This is a genomic window from Noviherbaspirillum cavernae, assembly GCF_003590875.1.
In the GTDB taxonomy this organism is placed as follows: domain Bacteria; phylum Pseudomonadota; class Gammaproteobacteria; order Burkholderiales; family Burkholderiaceae_D; genus Noviherbaspirillum; species Noviherbaspirillum cavernae.
Genome location: NZ_QYUN01000003.1, coordinates 587096 through 604655, shown reverse-complemented (window position 1 = coordinate 604655; position 17560 = coordinate 587096). Strand labels below are relative to the sequence as shown.

General features: G+C 59.7%; 21 protein-coding genes. 1 reads left to right on the top strand and 20 read right to left on the bottom strand.

Translation table 11 applies throughout. The features are described 5' to 3' along the window. Positions 1 to 10 precede the first annotated feature (10 nt). On the top strand, positions 11 to 418 hold the full coding sequence (locus D3870_RS22230; RefSeq protein ID WP_147375935.1) for a hypothetical protein: 408 nt from the start codon (positions 11 to 13) through the stop codon (positions 416 to 418). A 171-nt stretch (positions 419 to 589) separates the two neighbouring features. Here the strand turns inward: D3870_RS22230 and D3870_RS21250 are convergent, their stop codons facing one another. The 20 genes from D3870_RS21250 to D3870_RS21155 all read right to left on the bottom strand — a co-directional run bounded on the left by D3870_RS21250 (position 590) and on the right by D3870_RS21155 (position 17464). Continuing rightward, positions 590 to 937 (bottom strand): hypothetical protein, encoded by a 348-nt coding sequence (locus tag D3870_RS21250; protein WP_147375933.1) that lies wholly within the window; start codon positions 935 to 937, stop codon positions 590 to 592. 12 nt (positions 938 to 949) lie between these two features. Beyond that, on the bottom strand, positions 950 to 1324 hold the full coding sequence (locus tag D3870_RS21245; protein WP_147375931.1) for a hypothetical protein: 375 nt from the start codon (positions 1322 to 1324) through the stop codon (positions 950 to 952). A gap of 62 nt (positions 1325 to 1386) precedes the next feature. Further along, positions 1387 to 2190, bottom strand: coding sequence for a hypothetical protein (locus D3870_RS21240; RefSeq protein WP_119743035.1), 804 nt, complete (start codon positions 2188 to 2190; stop codon positions 1387 to 1389). A 9-nt stretch (positions 2191 to 2199) separates the two neighbouring features. Then, a complete protein-coding gene (sctU, locus tag D3870_RS21235; RefSeq protein ID WP_119743034.1) occupies positions 2200 to 3306 on the bottom strand; it encodes a type III secretion system export apparatus subunit SctU in 1107 nt (368 codons plus the stop codon). 19 nt (positions 3307 to 3325) lie between these two features. Then, the gene (gene sctT / locus D3870_RS21230) at positions 3326 to 4120 is read right to left on the bottom strand and encodes a type III secretion system export apparatus subunit SctT (protein ID WP_119743033.1); all 795 of its coding nucleotides are present in this window, start codon (positions 4118 to 4120) and stop codon (positions 3326 to 3328) included. A 19-nt stretch (positions 4121 to 4139) separates the two neighbouring features. Beyond that, positions 4140 to 4406 carry a type III secretion system export apparatus subunit SctS gene (sctS, locus tag D3870_RS21225; protein WP_119743032.1) on the bottom strand — a complete coding sequence of 89 codons (267 nt, stop codon included), beginning with the start codon at positions 4404 to 4406 and terminating at the stop codon, positions 4140 to 4142. Positions 4407 to 4416: 10 nt separating this feature from the next. Further along, a complete protein-coding gene (sctR, locus tag D3870_RS21220) occupies positions 4417 to 5073 on the bottom strand; it encodes a type III secretion system export apparatus subunit SctR (protein WP_119743031.1) in 657 nt (218 codons plus the stop codon). Next, positions 5070 to 6257, bottom strand: coding sequence for a type III secretion system cytoplasmic ring protein SctQ (sctQ, locus tag D3870_RS21215; protein ID WP_119743030.1), 1188 nt, complete (start codon positions 6255 to 6257; stop codon positions 5070 to 5072). The genes sctR and sctQ overlap by 4 nt, the downstream gene beginning before the upstream one ends. Before the next feature lie 77 nt (positions 6258 to 6334). Next, positions 6335 to 6985 (bottom strand): hypothetical protein, encoded by a 651-nt coding sequence (locus D3870_RS21210; protein ID WP_147375929.1) that lies wholly within the window; start codon positions 6983 to 6985, stop codon positions 6335 to 6337. A gap of 1 nt (position 6986) precedes the next feature. Beyond that, positions 6987 to 7490: a hypothetical protein gene (locus D3870_RS21205; protein ID WP_119743028.1), complete on the bottom strand. Its 504-nt coding sequence runs from the start codon at positions 7488 to 7490 to the stop codon at positions 6987 to 6989. Further along, positions 7487 to 8866 carry a FliI/YscN family ATPase gene (locus D3870_RS21200; protein ID WP_199710853.1) on the bottom strand — a complete coding sequence of 460 codons (1380 nt, stop codon included), beginning with the start codon at positions 8864 to 8866 and terminating at the stop codon, positions 7487 to 7489. Before D3870_RS21200 ends, D3870_RS21205 begins: the two co-directional genes overlap by 4 nt. After that, on the bottom strand, positions 8860 to 9933 hold the full coding sequence (locus D3870_RS21195; RefSeq protein WP_119743027.1) for an FHA domain-containing protein: 1074 nt from the start codon (positions 9931 to 9933) through the stop codon (positions 8860 to 8862). The genes D3870_RS21200 and D3870_RS21195 overlap by 7 nt, the downstream gene beginning before the upstream one ends. 256 nt (positions 9934 to 10189) lie before the next feature. Then, entirely contained in the window at positions 10190 to 11353 is a 1164-nt protein-coding gene (locus D3870_RS21190; RefSeq protein ID WP_119743026.1) for a hypothetical protein, read from the bottom strand. Positions 11354 to 11701: 348 nt separating this feature from the next. Then, positions 11702 to 13792, bottom strand: coding sequence for a type III secretion system export apparatus subunit SctV (sctV, locus tag D3870_RS21185; RefSeq protein WP_119743025.1), 2091 nt, complete (start codon positions 13790 to 13792; stop codon positions 11702 to 11704). 132 nt (positions 13793 to 13924) lie between these two features. After that, entirely contained in the window at positions 13925 to 14221 is a 297-nt protein-coding gene (locus D3870_RS21180; protein ID WP_119743024.1) for a hypothetical protein, read from the bottom strand. Continuing rightward, a complete protein-coding gene (locus tag D3870_RS21175; protein WP_119743023.1) occupies positions 14218 to 14652 on the bottom strand; it encodes a hypothetical protein in 435 nt (144 codons plus the stop codon). Before D3870_RS21175 ends, D3870_RS21180 begins: the two co-directional genes overlap by 4 nt. Then, positions 14649 to 14996, bottom strand: a complete 348-nt coding sequence (locus D3870_RS21170; RefSeq protein WP_242490135.1) for a hypothetical protein — start codon at positions 14994 to 14996, stop codon at positions 14649 to 14651. The genes D3870_RS21175 and D3870_RS21170 overlap by 4 nt, the downstream gene beginning before the upstream one ends. Positions 14997 to 15043: 47 nt before the next feature. Beyond that, entirely contained in the window at positions 15044 to 16240 is a 1197-nt protein-coding gene (locus D3870_RS21165) for a hypothetical protein (protein ID WP_119743022.1), read from the bottom strand. A gap of 216 nt (positions 16241 to 16456) precedes the next feature. Then, positions 16457 to 16699: a hypothetical protein gene (locus D3870_RS21160; RefSeq protein ID WP_147375926.1), complete on the bottom strand. Its 243-nt coding sequence runs from the start codon at positions 16697 to 16699 to the stop codon at positions 16457 to 16459. Between the two features lie 453 nt (positions 16700 to 17152). Continuing rightward, the gene (locus tag D3870_RS21155) at positions 17153 to 17464 is read right to left on the bottom strand and encodes a hypothetical protein (protein WP_119743020.1); all 312 of its coding nucleotides are present in this window, start codon (positions 17462 to 17464) and stop codon (positions 17153 to 17155) included. Between the last annotated feature and the right edge of the window lie 96 nt (positions 17465 to 17560).

The window sequence follows — 17560 nt, the reverse complement described above, 5'->3', positions numbered from 1 at the left end:
TTTCCCGGAATTGGCGGAGCAGTTCGACGCTCATCCGAACCAGATCACGCAATGGAAGGCGCAACTGCCGAAGCATGCCAATGCAACATCTGTCAAATATCATGACGCGAGTTTCTGTGTCGACACCGTCACCGAGACGATCGTCAAATGCGGCAGGCCGGATATCGTCAATAACGATCGAAGCAACCGTTTTCCGGCAACACATTCGGCAGACCATTCGGCAGACCATTCAGCAGACTGTACAGGAAACAACATCCCTATCAGCATGAACAAAAAGCAGTTGATGCGACGTCGCTTTCGTCAAACGTCAATCGAAATCAATAAAATGCGGGGTGGTCTATTTGCTGCTTATTTTTCTGGTTTCCTTGCTCTGGATAGCCTCACCACCAGGCAATATCTATCAGATGACCGCCGGTGAATTCCTGACGCTGTTCGCGATTGGCGCATTGATGGTGACGCCGCAAGTCATTTTTCAGGCGCGGAAATTTCTCACTTCCGGCTCTTCGGATCAGGTACCTTTCCAAGCGTCGATATTGATCTGCCGTTCCTCGTGTTTCATCGAACGCCGCAACCGGACAATGTGATACGGTCAAAGGAGCACCATCCATTCGATGGCATCGATGAAGTGCGCGATTGCGCTACCCAATGCATCAACATGGTTGCCGTCTCCGATCTGGAGATTCTTTTTGCCGTTCAGAAGAATCCTCAGATTCGCGCAGGTGCGGAAAGAATGTTCGAGGGAGTCGAGACTGTCGGAGCCGCGGTTGTGGAAATGCTTGTCCGCAGCGTGTTCTGCTGCTGTTCTTGCGGGTCGGGTGCCGGCGAATGCGGCCGCAGAAAGGGCTGGCGCAGCAAACCTGCACCAGCCGTTCAAACCCGGAAAACAGACTGATCTGACGACCCCTGCACCAAGCGGGCATCTGTCAGACCAGGTCATGCTGCGTGATTACTAAACGCTGTTGTCGTTGGGATCGCCGGCATCGACACCTGCCATTTCTTTCAGCTCTTCCTCGCTCTTCCCGGTCAATCCTTTCAGTTTCTCCATCTCTTCCGGCGTAATGGTTCCGTCCATCAGCTTCTTGAGGAGCTTCTGGATTTCGCTCTCCTCACCGCCTTCACCGCTTGCTCCCTCCGGGCCGCCTGCTTTTGCTTCTTCTTGCAGGCGTTTCATCAACTCCTCCAAGGCCGCGTCTTTGTCGCCCTGCGAGGTATTCGGGTCAAAAATCATCTTTTCCAGATCCTCTGTTTTCATGTCCTGGAGATTGACCCCTTGTCCACCAAAATTGAAACCACCAACACCACCAACTCCGCCCACTCCGCTCATAATAGTCCCCTTTCAAAAATTGAAAATCAGTCGCGTACTGCATCCATGGGTGGCAACGCCGCTCAAAAGAGTTCCGTCATTCCCAGGCGGATGCAGTACTCCCCGCCGCATCCATGCGCATCCGACGGATCGCAAAAGCCATCCGATCCGCAGCGGCGCTCGCACTCGACACGCGACTTCGGCCGCAAGGCACGCAGCCCGGTCGTCTTTCCCAATTGCGGCGGCGCGAGTGTCGTGCTTCCGGGAGCGGCAACCATTGCCAAATACTCGACCCGGCTTTCCTGGACCGGCGATGCGCTCTCCATCGAAAGGAGATCGCGCGCCCCATGCTTTCCTGCCAATCCGTCATCACCCGGCCTCGACGGCCGCACATCGGCTGTCGCTTTTTCACGCTCGCCAGAGTTCTTTTCCATGACGACGTCGAATGCGGCCGCCAGGTTCATGTCGCCGATCGTCAACGACGCCGCACCCTGATCTTGCGAGGGATCGGCATCTTTTCCTGCGAGTTGCCCGCCTGCCGCGCGCCGCCGCTCTGCATCGGAAACTTGCGGCAGCCCTTTCGCGGGCGGCATGTCATGCATTCTCTTCGCCCCCCTGGGCATCTGCTTCTTGTCCGCCGATGGGCCGATGGCGTCATGTTCCGAAGGCTTCGGCGCACGCGCTTTTCCTCGACATTCATCCTGCATGTCATCGGAAGCGCTGCCGGATCCACGCCGCACAGAAGCCGTTTGCGCCATCACGACGGTGGCCACCGCGCCGGTCAAATGGTTCTTTCCCTCGACGCCATTCGCCGGTGATGGCATGGCCGCAGCATGGTCAAGTGCGGAACGCGATGCCGCCTTCTTTGCAAGGATGTTGGTTTCCATGCTCCTCCCTCAAGTCCTGCAAGAGTCAGGCGGCTCGCCCATGCTCTCCAGTTCCACGGAGCGGCCGATATCATCCGCCGCATACAGTTCATTCACCACGGCGTAGACATGCGCGACCGCCTCATAGCTGGATCTCGGCACGACGGTGTCATCTTTGCATGTCGCATACAGCGTGCGCGCAAGCCACACATGACGAATCACCGGGATGCCGCATTCGCGAGCGCGCAGGATCATTGCCTGCGCCACGTCGTCCTTGCCTTTTGCCAGAACCATCGGCACCACCGTCTCCTCCGGGTCATAGAACATCGCCACGGCGAAGTGCGTCGGATTGACCACCACGGCGTTGGCTTTTTCGGTTTTTGCGACCGGGCCCGACATCGCCAGTTGCCGCGCGATCTGCTTGCGCATGCCCTTGACCATCGGATCACCCTCCGATTCCTTGTGCTCGCGCTTGATCTCTTCCATGTCCATCATCAGCGACTTGGTGTGAGCATGCTTTTGCACCGCAAAGTCGATGATGGCCAGACACAGGCACACGCCCAGGATGACGTGAAAAATCGTGCGCAGCAATTCGATGAATCCGGAATACACATCCTTCGGCGCACCCGTGGACAGTTGAACGATGTTCGGAAGCTGGTCGCGCGCGAGAACGAAGACGATCCATCCGATCAATGCCGCCTTGAACATCGTCAGCAACAGCTCCATCAGCTTCTTCTTGCTGATGAGATTCTTCAGGCCATTGACCGGATTCAGCTTGTCGATCGAGGGCGTGACGGCCTCCGGCGCAACCAGCATGCCGAACTGGCCCCAATGCGCGGCGACTCCGACCACGATGCAAACCACGAACAGCGTGGCGAACACGATCAGCAGCAGGATTCCCGCCGCAGTCAGCATCTCCATCAGCGCAGGAATGAACGGCTGGCCGATGCGGGGCAACGGCAGTGCGAACAAGGCATTGATGGCCTCATGCCACAGCGGTTCGGTCGTGAAGGCCAGTTCGCCGACAACCAGGAGCGAAGCCAGGTGGGCCAAGTCCTTGCTCATCGGGACCTGGCCCTTCTTTCGGGCATCCTCTATTTTTTTGTCGGTGGGTTGTTCGTTCTTTTCTTCGCTCACGGCACGCCTTTCTGGTCGCTCATCTGGGTGACGCCTGAAGCAGCGTGGCGGCAAGATCCAGCATGCGCGCGAAATCGCCGGCGGCATGGTGCGAGAACGTGGGCCAGTACACCAGCAGGATGAACAGCCCGGTCAGACTCTTGACCGGCGACGACGCAAAGGATATCTGCAGGTTGGAGGCGAATACGCCAAGAATGGCAAAGCCGAAATCGATCAGCAGCAGGGGGATCAGCACCGGGCCGCCATAGACGACGATGTGCCAGAACAGATCGCCGAAACGCTTGATCAGCACGTCGAAATGCCCCGGTTCGAAAGGCGGCAGCAGGCTGAATGCAGGCCATGTCCCGTAGCTCTCGATCAGGATGCGCGCCAGCACAACGAACAGTCCTGCCTGGATCATCACCAGCACGATCGCCTGCAGCAGCAGCGCACCGGTTGCGCTCGCATCCTGATCGATGGAAGCATTGTTGGACTGAATCTGGATCGGCGAGCGCTGCGTGTCGAGAATGGAGCCGATCGACTGGGTTGCCCATATCGGTATCGACATCAGCACGCCGAGCATGCAGCCGATCCCTGCTTCCTTGAAGACCAGCATCAGCGCCATGAAGAAATCCGGCGGCGTCTGCTGCACATAGAGGAAAGTCGGCAGCACGGCGGGCAGTACAATCGCGATCGCCACGCCGTTGCGCGCCATCCCGGTCAAGGTGCGCAAGCTGAATCCGGGGAGGATCATCAGGCACACCAAGGCGCGCGGCGTGATCAACGAAATGCTGATCAGCAGTGTTTGAAGATCGACGAGGAGTGAGCCTGGCATGATGAAGAGACCGGTGCCGTCAGCGACCGATGGTCGGAATCAACGTGAAGGCCTGATTGGCGAGCTGCAGCAGTTCGCTGCCGAACCACCGGCCCACCGCCGCGACGACCAGCGACACCGACATGAGCTTCACCACGTACGGAAGCGTCTGGTCCTGGATCTGGGTGACAGCCTGAATCAGGGAAACGATGACGCCGAACAGCGTCGCCACGATCAGGGGTGGTGCGGACAGCATGATCGCGAGCCACAGACCCTGCTGAAAAAAGTTGAGCGTCTCTGCCGACATGCGCGATCTCCTATGCGTAGGACATGGCAAGGGCATTGAGCAGCTTGCCCCAGCCGTCGACCAAGGTGAACAACAGCAGCTTCAGCGGAATCGTGATGGTCTGCGGACTCATCTGCTGCATGCCGAGCGCCATCAGCAGGTTGGAAATGAGCAGGTCGATCACGACAAACGGAATGTAGATCAGGAATCCGATTTCGTAGCCGGTCTGCAGCTCCGACACCACGAACGCCGGAATCAGGATCAGCGCGTCGCTCGACTTCGCCTGGTCGGCGGCATCCTTGGGCCACAGTTTCTTCGCCGACGCAAGAAAGAGTTCGCGCTGATCGGGGCGGCTGTACTTCAGCATGAACATGCGCAAGGGCTCGAACGCCTGCTGCGCCTGCTCGATCACCGGCGCACTCCGCGCCTTGCCCGCCACCTCGATGTTCATTGCATGCTTGCCGATCTCCTGCACGGTCGGCGCCATCACGAATATGCTGAGCGCCAGCGAAATGCCGTAGATCGCCAGCGTCGGCGGCACCTGCTGCACGCCGATCGCATTGCGCAGCACAAGCAGTACCAGCGAGATCTTCAGAAACGAGGTCGTCGTCACGATCAGCAGGGGGATCAGCGACAGCAGCCCGAGCAGGATCGCAAACGAGACGACATCGTATTGACCGCTCATCATGTCCGGCCCCACTGCGTGATGCGGATCGCGAGCTGGCCGTCAACATCCACCAGTTCGCCGCGCCCGAGCTGGCGGCCGGCCGACAGGATGGCGATGGATGCCGGCGATCCACCCTTGAAGGGAACGATCGTGCCCGGCCCCAGCGTGCGCAACTCGCCGAGCGGCATGCGGGCCTTGCCCATCTCGAAATCCAGCGTGACCGGCACCGTGTCGAGCGCGGACGCATGTTCCGCTTCTTCCGGCGATGGTGCGTCCAAAGCAGCATCCTGCTCTCGTGGCTCGTCGTCGCCGGAGAGCGCTGTCAACATCGATTCATCGGCAGCGCTTCCCTCCATATCCGCGACCAGCGATTCATCGAAGTCATCGGCATAGTCGTTCACATCCTGTTCGATCGTTTCCACTCTGTTCTCCAGGGCAATGATAGTGAAGGTGCATGGCGCTTCGTAGCGCACATGCGCGTGCACGGCACCGAGCCGGATGGCCCCTGTGCCGTCACACATGAAGTTCGGGCTGTCCGGCACGATGATGTCGCCGGCGGCGACTGCCTTCAGCGCGCTTGCAGGCAAGGTATGTCGTGCGATGCGCACCGGCATCTCGACTGCCAGACCGAAGAGCTCGGACAGAGGTGCCCGATGCGGAGTCCATTCGGTGGCGCGGAGAAGGTTCAGCCATGTGCCGGCCGCGGCGAGTGTGCGCACCATGACGACGTGGCCGTGCGAGCGCAGCGCAAGCCGCAATGCAGGCATCTCTGCCGCACTCTCCAGTTCTGTCTCGGGAGAGCGGCCGATTTCCTCGACATCGGCGAAAGGCGTTCCTGCCAATCTGCCGATGCAGGCCGACTGGATCCAGGCCCAGCGGGCGTCGTCGGCGTCCAGTTCCGCCGTCAGGTCGATGCCGGTCAATGCGCGAAGGAAGCGGACGCCGTCTTCGGCGACGACGGCACCGAACGCACCACGGAGCGCCAGCGCCCCCGGCAATCCGGCCGGCACGGCATCCGCCATGCACAGATCGAGCGCGGCGTTCGGCTCCAGCCATGGCAGCGCAATCGAACACCCGCGTCCAACCAGGCGGGAAAGGTCCGCGTCCTCTGCCGTCATCGTGGCCGGCGCGGCCGTGACGGGAATCGCCGCGGCGCTGGCGGACAGGGAGGTAGGGCAATCGGCAAGGAATTCGATATCCGGCATGGGCGGGTTCACGTAGGTCTGACTGCATCTCACCGTGTCACCACCCAGTCCGGCTGCTCTGGTTGCCGGCAGCGCTGCTACAACACGGTGATGTCCACGTCCTTTTCCATACGTCGTCCGAGAACCCCTTCCAGTTCCATTTTCTTTCGTCGCAGACGTTCGGCAAGTTTGGCGTCGGAAGGATTCAGCAGCAGCCGTACCTGCGCGGACTGGATACTGACGGCCACACCCAGGGTATGGCCGTTCGGCATCAGGATTTGGAAAATGCCGTCATCCTCCATCATCGGCATCAGTTCATCGGCCAGCGTGCCGCAATCGAGTTCGGTATCGAGCCCGGCGGCGCGGATGCCATCAGCCGCATCGGCACCGCCCCCGCCGCCCTCTTCGCCATCACTCCCATCGCCCCCGCCTGCCCCCCGTTCCCCGAGCCACGGAAACGGTCCGCATGCCGCCGGACCGGATTGCGTGGAATCGTTCGAAGGAGGCGCCGGATGGCTCGCACTCTGGGTTCGGTCGCGTGCAGCAGTCCGCTCGCCCGGCGTGCGTTGCTGCGAAGCTGTGTGCGGCTTTTGACGTGGGGGCGGTGCTGCCGATGGCGGTGCGGACGGCACCGGCGGCGCAGACGGCTTTGGTGGCGGCGCAAATGGTTTTGACCGCGCCCTGGGGCGCTCGGCCATGGCTTTCTCGGGTTCGCGGAAAATGGAGGGAGGTATGCGCACGCTCGACATGTCACATCTCGTTCAAGGTGGTCAGCTTCCGGAGTTCATCGCGCAGCATGCCCAGCTTCTCCTGCTGTCGATGCGCCTGCAGCACGCGCTGCTTCGCTTCAAAGAATTTTGTGCGGCCCTTCCTGCATCGCGCCACGTCTTCCAGACACTCCAGACGCAATTGCGCAGCATCGCCCTTCATCCGTTCGTAGATCGCCTTGGCCTTGCGAAACTGTCCGCTGGTCGTGCTCATCCGGTAGAAGTTCTCGCGCGCCTCCTGCCAGAAATCCTTGTACGCCTGCACCGCGTCGCGCCAGCCCTGCTTGCGGCCATTCAGATCCGCCCGTGACTTGCGCCATGCCTCGCGCATCTCCCGACGCTCGCGTTCCAGGCGGTCGATGCGCTGCTTGCGCACCTTCAGCAGCTTGTCGAGACTCTGATCCTGCACCTTCGGTTCGGGCACGTCGATGACTTCCCGCTTCGCACGCCGGCCGCCGAATCCGATCTGACCGCCCGCCGCATTCATTTGGCCAGCGCCTTCAGGGTGGAAATGGTTTCATCGAATTCCGCGCTGCGGGACGTGTCCTGCCGCAGCAAAGCCAGCTGCTGCGGCCGCAATTCGACCGCGCGATCCGCGACCGGATCCGTGCCCGACTTGTATTCGCCCAGGCGAATCAGCAGCTCCATCTCCTGATAGCGAGACATCAGTTCGCGGAAGCGCGACGCCGCACCGCGATGATCCTTCGTCGTCACGTTGCCCATGATCCGGCTGATGGAGGCCAGCACGTCGATGGCCGGATAGTGTCCCTGCTCCGCCAGCTTCTTCGTCAGCAGGATATGCCCGTCCAGCAATGACTTCGCCTCGTCACCGATCGGGTCGGAGGCGTTCTCGCCATCCACCAGCACCGTGTACATCGCGGTAATCGAACCGTCCGGCGTGCTGCCGGCACGCTCGATCAGGCGCGGCAGCATGGTGTACACCGACGGCGTGAAGCCGCCGCGCGCCGGCGGCTCCCCGGCCGCAAGACCGATCTCGCGCTGCGCCCGCGCGAAACGCGTCAGCGAATCGATCAGCAGCAGCACCTTCTTCCCGCGCTTGCGGAAGCCCTCGGCAATCGCCGTCGCCGTGAATGCGGCGCGCGCGCGTTCCATGGAGGTGCGATCCGAGGTGGCAACCACGATGATGGTCTTCCTGACGAGCTCTTCGTCGAGCTCATGCTGCAGAAACTCGTTCAACTCCCGTCCGCGTTCGCCGATCAGCCCGAAAATGATCGCATCCGCCTCGCACCCGCGCGCCACCGCCGCCATCAAGGTCGTCTTGCCGCAGCCCGGCCCGGCAAAGACGCCAATGCGCTGGCCGACGCCCATCGTGATCATGCCGTCGATCGCACGCACGCCGGTCGGCAGCGCCTGCGAGATGCGCGGCCGGTCCGTGGCGGCCGGCGCGCCGCGAATCACGGGCACCCATTCCCGCCAGGTACCGACATGATCCTTCGCCGCAGGCGCGCGGAACATGTGCCGGCCGAACCCGTCCAGCACGCTGCCCAGCAAATGATCGCCAGACTCCACCATGTGCGCGCGGCGCAGGGGCTCGATCACGGTACGGTTGGACACGCCCTCGAGCGGGCTCAGGGCCGACAGGATCGCCGCCCTGTCGGTGAAGCCGACCACTTCCGCCAGCATCGGTTCATCCCTGGCGGGATCGAGCAGATGACACAGCTCGCCGATCTGCACCGGCGGCATGTGCGCCTCGATCAGCGTGCCCAGCACCTGCGACACCTTGCCGCGGCTGGTGAAGCCGGGATTCTTCGGCAGCGTGCCCAGCCACTCGGGAATCTTCGGCCGAATGACGGCCAGTGCCTCCGCGATCGCCAGCTCGGTCGCAGCCGGCGCCATCACCATTTCACCTCGATCTTGCGCTTGCCGGTGAACGTGAGCTTGCTTGGCTGAATCGCCGCCAGCTTCACGCCCATGAATTCATCGCCGACGTACAGCCGATCGCCGTCCTGCGTCACGATGCTGGCGTTCGCACCGGTGATCACCTGCCGGATCTTGAACGGCAGCATGGCCTCGGCGCTGCCGACCTTCGCCTGCACGGGGAAGGTGATGTTGTGCGCCTTGATGAACCCGGTCAGGATGCGTTCGAAGCGCGCCGCTTCGTCGTCATCCAGCGCCGCCTGCATGAACCACTGCCGGTCCTGCAAGGTCAGATCGAAGCGCTTGAGCAGATCCGCTTCCGCAAGGCGCTTGCGGAAGGCGCCGCGCAGCTCCTCCGCCGTCATGGGCCGCTGCGCCGATCCGTCGGGATTGACCGCATCGAACGCGGCAGCGACGGTCTTGTCCGCCGGGCGGTGCGGCTGCCGGGCGGCGGAGCCGATATGCGCACGGGCATCCAGTTTTGCCGGCTCGCGCGTCGGCTCCGGCCTGGACGTGATGGCGTAAGACGCCGCGGCAGAGAGCACCGTGGCCACCGCCAGCGAGATATACACCACCCGCCTGCCCCCCTTGCCGCTCTTGGTGACGACTACCGGCCCATCGACCACGGCCTCCAGCACACTGCCATCGCCCGCAGCGGCGAGCGGCGCATCGGACACCAGTTCCGACAGCGGGATCTCGTCCATTGCATCCGCTTCGTCGAGACGTCCGTTGACCGGCTCCGGCGGCGGATTCTCCCAGGGCGCGTCCTGCTCGACCACCGTCAGCCAGACATTGCACACGCGCGCAAACTCGCCCGGCGCGAGGTCGATCAGCGACTGCGGGTCGTTGCTGTCGGCGCTCAGGATGCTGCCGCTCAACTCCGCCAGCGACCAGCCGGTCTCCGACAGGGACAGGGTCGCATGCTGCGACTCGATCCCGGGATCGACCAGCACCACATCGGCATCATCGCTGGCACCGAGAACATGAGGGCGATCGTCCAGCGGCAAAGTCGCACCGCGATGCAGGCCGCTCAGGATTCTTAATTCATACATGATGGGGACTCCGGCTTGATGGCTATCTCATGTTCATGAGTGGCGGGAGGGCAGAAATGGTTCCGTCGGCGCGGATCCACAACGCCATGCGCCCCTAACGGCAATAAAGGCCCAATACTGTCCGATTGCTCGGTCATGGCTTGACCACCACGGGCCTCGCTGATTTCGGTCGGACCGAATCTGGAAGTCAAAAAGACACGAGGAGGACATCGCTATCCCCCTCGTGTTCGCTGCCGTAGCGCTGGCGCTTACTCGTTTACTTGAAGTTTGAATTTTCGTAATTATTGACGTCCAGGCCGTAAGCGATCTTCAGCGCAGCCTCTTCCTCATCAGTCAAGTCTTCTCTCATGTCCCTTAGCAGATCTTGATTATGCGTTCGGGCGTATTCCCGTCGAAGTTGCTCGAACGACTCCCTATCGAGCTTCCCATCCGGCGTGGAGCACCAGCCGAGCGCGCCTCTGAGTTTCTCTGTATTAGTGCCGGCCCCCGACATAGAATCATAAAGGTTCTCAGAAAGCTCCTTTACCTTCTCGGGGGTAAAAGGGTCGACACCTTTTGGTGGCACATATCCTTCAAGCCTGAAGTTGGATTTATCGTAATTATTAACGTCCAGACCATATCCCTCCTTCAAGCTATATTCTTCCTTGTCAGTCAAATCCTCTTTCAGGTCAGTCAGCAAATCTTGCCCATGATCTTGAGCGTATTTCGTCCTTAACTGATCGAACAAGCCCTTGTCGAGCTTCCCGTCCGGCGTAGTGCACATACCGATAACGTATTTGACCTTGTCCGTATCAGTACCGGCGCCTTTCATCGCCTCGTAAATCTTGTCGGAAAGAGTTTGCAGTTCCGCGTCGGAGAAGCGGGATGTTGTCGATGGTTTTGATGGCGTTGTCGGCGACGACGGCTGCGGCGATGGGGTGGTATTTCCCCCCAAAATCTTGTCTACCTCTATCGAAGTTGTCGTTGCATCCTCGACCGCCTTCTTCTTTTCCTCCGGCGTTTTGGCATTCTTGATGTTATCGATCTTGGTCTGGAGAGACTTCTTGGTATCGTTCAACGCGAAGATCTGATCTTCAATCAGCCCTTTTTTGATCGGGTCCTGCTCCTTATCGAACTGAGCTTGCAGGTCTTTGATCTTGCCGTTCAGGCCGGTCATCTGCTTTTCCAGGTAGCTTGTCACGTTCGACGTGTTGTTCTCTATATCCTTCTTCTTGTACGAGACGCCATCCAGATCTTCTTTGGAGCCGTTATAGTCTTTCTGACCCGGTTTGGCCATGCCGACGACCTTGCCGGTTTCAGTGTTGATGATCTCGCCCGTCTCCACGTCATAGACGTCGGGGTCATTGTTGTCCGGGTCCACCTGAATGAAGCGGGGATCGTGATACTGCGGAGGGATGTAACTAGGCATTGTGGTGCTCATGCGATATCTCCAGGAGTCAGGTTAAAAAACAAGATGTACAGCAAGATCACGCTTGAGAAATTCCGGTCAATCCGTATCGGAATGCATCGAATGCGGGACGTACCGATAAGTGGCGGCGGCTGTGATTCCGGTTCCGTCGCGCTACCGGATTCTTTTTCTTCAGAGGCGTGGCGGAGTTTCGCCATGCATGCGTTGCACCGCAGGCATGACGTCAGCTGCAAACAGTGGCGCAGGGCGGGGCCCACCCGCCGGGCATGCGCTGAATGGCGGGTGGAGCCCGCCCTGCATTCTTCGGATTGCTTGTTGCCCCCGTCTGTTGGGAGAACGCTGCGACATCCGAATGCATTTTTACACCTCGATCATCCCCACCGGTTGCACCCGCGCATGCTGGGTCAGCTCGGGGAAAGCGAATACCGGAACCGAGAAGAATTCCTCTTCGATCAGCTTGCGCACCGAGCGGCGAATGTCGGCTGCCGTGACCAGCACCGGCGGCAAGGCGGGTGTGCCGCCGGTACCGGCAAGCGTGCCGAGATTGTCGAGAATGGCCTGCTCGGTTTCCGGATCGAGGTCGAGATAGGTGCCCTGGCTGGTCTGGCGCATGGCGTTGCGCAGCTTGTCTTCCAGCTCCGGCGACAGCAGCACGACCTCGATCAGGCCGTCGCGCGCGACCTCGTGGCAGAGCTGCCGCTTGAAGGCGAGGCGGACGTGGTCTGCCACGACATCGGGGTCGCGTTCCTTTTGCGCCCATTCCAGCACCGTTTCCAGCAGCAGGCGCGCATTGCGCAACGCGACGCCTTCACGCGTCAAGCGCTGCACGACTTCGGTCAGGCGCGGCAGGGTGACGGTTTTCGAGATTTCCTTCCCCAGCTCCGGAAAGCGCCGTTCCGCCCATTTCGTGAAGCGCTGCACTTCATGCACGCCGACGAACATCTGGCAGTTGCGCAGCATCTCCACCTCGACGTCGGCGGCAAATACGTCTTCCCACGGCATGTAGCGCACACCGCATTCCTTGAGCTTTTCTTCCTCCTCCATCTTTACCCAGACACGACGCCGGCGCGTGCCGGCGATGCTGTCTTCCTCGACGGTAAAACCCATTTCCGTCATGCGCTCTGTCGTCTCCACCACGGCGGCCCAGCCGATTCGGACCTCGACATCGACGAGCGGCACCTCCGACATCAGGAACTGGATGCGCGACAGAGGCACCGTTTCCTTGAAGTCGAATTCGATAGGTTGCAGATCAGGGATCCCCTTCTGCTCGAGCACGGCGTTACGCATCAGACGTATCGCCTTGACAATCCCTTCGGTCGCCGGGAATAGCTGCATGTTCGGGGACATGCGAACGATGAACGGCTTGGTGGCGGAGAAGGTCGTGAGGTCGACGATCTTTGCATTCTTCTTGTCGTCTTCTTCCTCTTGATGCTTCGCTTGCGCGTCGGCAAGCGGCTTCAATATTCCCACCATGCCACCGACCGCCAGCGCCGCCGCGAGCACGAGGAAAACGAGCGTCGGCATCCCCGGAATCAGGCCGAACAGCACCATGATCACCGATGCGGTCAGCAGTGCCTTGGGCTCGGCAAACAGTTCGGACACGATGTCCTGGCCGATGTTGGGCTTTTCGCCCTCTTCGTGGTCGTCGTCGGCAATGCGGGTGGTGATCATGCCGGCGGCCAGCGAGATCAGCAGCGCGGGAATCTGGGCAATGAGCGCGTCGCCGATCGAGAGAATCGAATACAGGCGCATCGCATCGCCTGCGTTCATGTCGCGCTGGAGAATGCCGATCGAGATGCCGCCAATGAGGTTCACCGCCACGATGATCAGACCGGCGATGGCGTCGCCCTTGACGAACTTCATGGCGCCGTCCATTGCACCGTGCAACTGGCTTTCCTTGCCAAGCTCGGCCCGCTTTTTCTTGGCCTCCTCGGCGGTCAGGATCCCGGCCCGCAGGTCGCTGTCGATCGACATCTGCTTGCCCGGCATCGCGTCCAGCGAAAAGCGCGCCGACACTTCGGACACCCGTTCCGAGCCCTTGGTGATGACGATGAACTGCACTACCGTCAGGATCAGGAACACGACCAGGCCAACCACGAGGTTGCCGCCCACCACGAAATTGCCGAAGGTTTCGACGATGTGACCGGCAAACGCTTCGAGCAGGATCAGGCGGGTCGTCGCCACTTCCAGCGCAAGGCGGAACAGGGTCGTTATCAGCAGCACCGCGGGGAAGGTCGTGAATGCGGTCGGACCCGGCATGTACATGGAAACCACAACCATCAGGCCGGCGACGCACAGGTTGCATGCAATCAGGATGTCGAGCAGCCATACCGGCATCGGCAGCACGAGCATGAGGACGATCGCGATCACGACCGCGGCCGCGAACAATTCTGCGCGCTTCGCCGCTTTCGCCGCGAATTTGTTCAGCGCGATGACCATGTCCAGTTTCATTGTTTTTTCCTTATCTCCCGTGTTTTCATTGCCTGGCAAATCGGCGGCCCGTCATGTCGTCTTCAATCGAACGGTCGCAGTCAGCCAGGGTGCGCCGTGCGCACCCTGCAAACTGCAGGCGTCAAGACGTCGTCATTCCGCCATCGCTTCATTGTGCATTTCGGCACGGCGCAGAACCAATGCTTCCCATTCCGAACATCCGCCCTGGCTCAGGAGCACGCGCATCCTGTCATCGAGCGGTTCGAGCAATTCGACCGCCGCATAGGCGCACATCATTGCCAGACGCCGGTCTTCCGGCCAGATGCGCAGACAGGCTTTCGCCAGTTGCCAGGCTTCTTCGAACTGAGATGCATTCAGGTGTCCCCAGACCAGGCCGATGGCGATGATCAGCTCGCGCGACTCCGTTTCGCGCACGATTTTCCGTCTCATGCGGCCGCTCCTTCCGGTTTTTCGGATTGGGTGTTCATGTCGGCATCGCTCATGTACATCTGCTGCAAACGCAGGCGCAATTGCACGTTACGATCAATGACGGAAATCGCGGCAAGACATTCCGGCCGTTCGGCTTCGGGCAATGCGAGTGCGTGTTCGATGAGAATTTTTTGCAAGGCCCGCATGCGCGGAACTGGGTCGCCCGTCCAGACGGGATTGGCCACCGTCAGCGCCGGGCCGAGGAAGCGGGTCAGCGGTGCAAGCGCGATCGAGGTGGTGTCGCGTTGCGGCAGTGACAGCGCCTGCTGTTCGGGAGACAGCAATTCCCGCAGTATCGGCTGGGGGAGATCGACTCCGTCGGCGGTATGTATTTCGCCGACATCGGCGCCGTAACCGTTACGGCCAACGCGAGAAACGGAAGAGACGCTCACGACAGCAACTCCTTGGCAGCCATCAATTCTTCCTCCGACAGCGGCAGGGATTCGCCGACGTCCGGCATGTGGTCAAAACGCCTGACGATATACATCCCTTCGTCCGAAAACATCGCCGGCAACCACGCGCCGAGTTGTTCGATATTCTCGGAGCGCTTGCGGACGACCTCCTGTGCGTGCACGCGGTGCGCTTCGTTACCCTCGAAACCCAACCCCACCAGCATCCCTCTTTGCATCGGATACACCAGCATCTGCATGCCTTCATCCAGCTGTTGCTTGGCTACCGCTTGCTCGATGCGAGCGATCATGCACAAGTTCGCCAATATCTCCAGTTCGTCCATCATCTCTCCACTGCTATGACTGTTGCCGGTTCAGGTTGCGGGGGTTGCGCTCAGGCCGCCGGAGCGGCGAATGACACGGGGGCTGCTTTTTGCGCGTCGCTCAACTGGCGGGCCCATTTCTCGCTCCACTCCTTCTCGCGGCTCTCCATTTTCACCTGCGACGGCGATATGCCTCTGTGACCATCCATGACCATCGCGTCCAACTCATCGATCAGATCCAGTCGTTGCGCCATTTTGTCTGCCGGCCACATGGTGACTGGCAGCCGCCTTACCGAAGCCGACACAATGCCGGCCACTTTCGCTTTCTGCAGATCGTCCATGTGACGTGTATCGACTATCTGGTTCACCAGAACACTCGCCTTGCCCTTGCCGCTTTCTGCAATACCCAAAATCACGATGGCGATCTCGACATGCGATGCCCTGGGAAGAACCTGACCTTTATCGACCAGATCGCGCCGTAAATCGCAAGCGATGCCGAAGCTCGATTGCACCTGATTGAACGCGGCAGCATCCGCCAGCGTCAGCCAGAGATAGGGGGGTTGATGCCGCCGTTGCGGCCGACGCAAATCGGGCAGAAGATCGGTCGCCATCTTCGCGCGTAGTTCGCTCAGCGCACCGCTGAAATTCGCGGCGCCAAACTTCTGATGCAGGATGGTCGCCATCCTGAACGGCGTCAGCGGCGCATCAAACTTCCCGATTCCTTTCGCCCCGTACACGCAACGCAGCTCCGGCAACGATGCAGGCGGAATGCCTGAATTGGCGCCAAGCGTGGTCATGAGAGACTGCATTGCCTCCTTGCCGGCCAGGCCATTACGCAAAGCAGCACCATTTTTCATGAAGAGATCTGCCTTCATCGATCTGATGCTGCGTTCCAGAAAATCAACTTCAGTAGTCCGTTTTTCTTCCCGCCCAACTTCGATCAAGGCATTGTGCAGCAACGCATAGCGCTCCAATGGATCCTCGTATTTCGTGCTCAACAGCGATTGGAACGAATACAGCCCGTTCTTACGCCACACGTTCAGTGCACTTGAAACCGCAACATGCAAAAGCTCCACATCTTCCTCATCCGTACTCGCCTGAACCGATGCGGTGCTGACGGCGCTTTTCTCCTTGGTCTTGGGCTTCGACTTTGCATGAGGACTGTATCGATGCGCCTTCTTGCTTATGCTTGCAAGCCTTGGCTTGCCACTATTGTCTGCCGGGCTATTTTGGCTTTCCTCCGATACACCAGCCAGGTTGTTGAACATGGCCAGTCCAACTATTTGGACCTGTCCGTAAGTGCTGGAGCCCCTCCCCTTTCTGTCGGTCGAAGGAGCAATCTGAGATGACGTAGACGAAGCTGTTGCTTGACCCGGACTCGCCGGCACAACTGCGGCGCTGCGGGTGGTGTAGGTATTAAATGATGGCATAGTCGATCCGTGGTCACATCAAAAGTCTTGGTTCCATCGCGGCTGTAGCGTCCATCAGGGATGGACGACTGCAGAAAACAAATCCGTCATGCCACTAACGGCGGTCGCTCTTGTTGCATTTCTCACTTCGGCGCGTCGGTAGTACGCCTTGCAGATCTTCCGGGCGCCGTCTTTGGTTTGCGCCATGACCCGAATCGTGCGGACCGCCGCGGCTCTGGTGAGCGACCCGAACATCACCAACTCCACATTGAACAGGCTTTCAGGACGCTCGATGGCGGCGTTATGCAGTGGTTTCATGTCCATCCTCCCCAATATCCTGCGGCGCGCTGCCAGGGCTGGTTGCATATGCGAGGCAGAACACCATGCAGTCGGTCGTTGCCCATATGTGGCGGCATGACCTGATTGAGTTCCCTGCATATTGTCTGGAAAGGGAGGAAGCCAGTGTCATCAGCACCGTAATCTGGCGGCCGGTGCATTGGCCAAGGTGCCTCGATTGTTATTGAGGAATTTGAAAACCGGTTGACATCTTCATAAGTGAATCGTCATTCCAGTGCGAGATGAAGCAGGAAATTCGGACGGCGCGTGCTCCATCCACAAATGGTGTGAGCTTGCAGGAGAATCCTGCGGCCCCTCGATGGCGCGAGGTGGAAACAACAATCTCTCTCCCAAGAATTGCAAACTTCGTTGCCAATCATCTGTCAATGCGCGATGCATTGACAGATGACAGAGAGATGTTCAAAGGGCCACGAGTCAAAGGATTCCGTTTTGCTCGTCGTATTTATCGTCGTCATACCACGTTGTCTGATCGTCAAATGCCGGGTCCGTAGAGTCTAAACCACTATCATTTTTGCCCGCAATATTCCATCTTCCGTCGTCATATGTGTAGATAAAGCCGCTCTTGGGATCGAATAAATCCCCAAATTGTTTGCCGGGTTCCAGTTCCTTTAATTCGTTATTGACATACCTCCTGTTTATGTTGTCGTTCACGTCTTTCGTAGATGTGAAATTCTCACCGCCGTATTCAATGCCGGTCGGCGATGTCTCTTTTACGGGAATTGACACGATCTGTTTCTTTCAATTGGAGTTCAATAGCGGCGGCTTTATCAATCAAGCTGGGTCGGCGTTTGTCAAAGCACTACGTCAATGTGTGATGCACAT

Coding starts and splice junctions, on each gene's coding strand:
- D3870_RS21205 (WP_119743028.1), bottom strand. CDS start 7,490: ATGAATGCGGCGGGCGGTCAGATCGGATTCGGCGGCCGGCGTGCGAAG.
- sctQ (WP_119743030.1), bottom strand. CDS start 6,257: ATGCCGGATATCGAATTCCTTGCCGATTGCCCTACCTCCCTGTCCGCC.
- D3870_RS21200 (WP_199710853.1), bottom strand. CDS start 8,866: ATGGTGATGGCGCCGGCTGCGACCGAGCTGGCGATCGCGGAGGCACTG.
- D3870_RS21165 (WP_119743022.1), bottom strand. CDS start 16,240: ATGTTCAACAACCTGGCTGGTGTATCGGAGGAAAGCCAAAATAGCCCG.
- D3870_RS21195 (WP_119743027.1), bottom strand. CDS start 9,933: ATGTATGAATTAAGAATCCTGAGCGGCCTGCATCGCGGTGCGACTTTG.
- D3870_RS21170 (WP_242490135.1), bottom strand. CDS start 14,996: ATGATGGACGAACTGGAGATATTGGCGAACTTGTGCATGATCGCTCGC.
- D3870_RS21210 (WP_147375929.1), bottom strand. CDS start 6,985: ATGTCGAGCGTGCGCATACCTCCCTCCATTTTCCGCGAACCCGAGAAA.
- D3870_RS21180 (WP_119743024.1), bottom strand. CDS start 14,221: ATGAGACGGAAAATCGTGCGCGAAACGGAGTCGCGCGAGCTGATCATC.
- sctV (WP_119743025.1), bottom strand. CDS start 13,792: ATGAAACTGGACATGGTCATCGCGCTGAACAAATTCGCGGCGAAAGCG.
- D3870_RS21245 (WP_147375931.1), bottom strand. CDS start 1,324: ATGAGCGGAGTGGGCGGAGTTGGTGGTGTTGGTGGTTTCAATTTTGGT.
- sctR (WP_119743031.1), bottom strand. CDS start 5,073: ATGATGAGCGGTCAATACGATGTCGTCTCGTTTGCGATCCTGCTCGGG.
- D3870_RS21250 (WP_147375933.1), bottom strand. CDS start 937: ATGACCTGGTCTGACAGATGCCCGCTTGGTGCAGGGGTCGTCAGATCA.
- sctT (WP_119743033.1), bottom strand. CDS start 4,120: ATGCCAGGCTCACTCCTCGTCGATCTTCAAACACTGCTGATCAGCATT.
- sctS (WP_119743032.1), bottom strand. CDS start 4,406: ATGTCGGCAGAGACGCTCAACTTTTTTCAGCAGGGTCTGTGGCTCGCG.
- D3870_RS21160 (WP_147375926.1), bottom strand. CDS start 16,699: ATGAAACCACTGCATAACGCCGCCATCGAGCGTCCTGAAAGCCTGTTC.
- D3870_RS21240 (WP_119743035.1), bottom strand. CDS start 2,190: ATGGAAACCAACATCCTTGCAAAGAAGGCGGCATCGCGTTCCGCACTT.
- D3870_RS21190 (WP_119743026.1), bottom strand. CDS start 11,353: ATGAGCACCACAATGCCTAGTTACATCCCTCCGCAGTATCACGATCCC.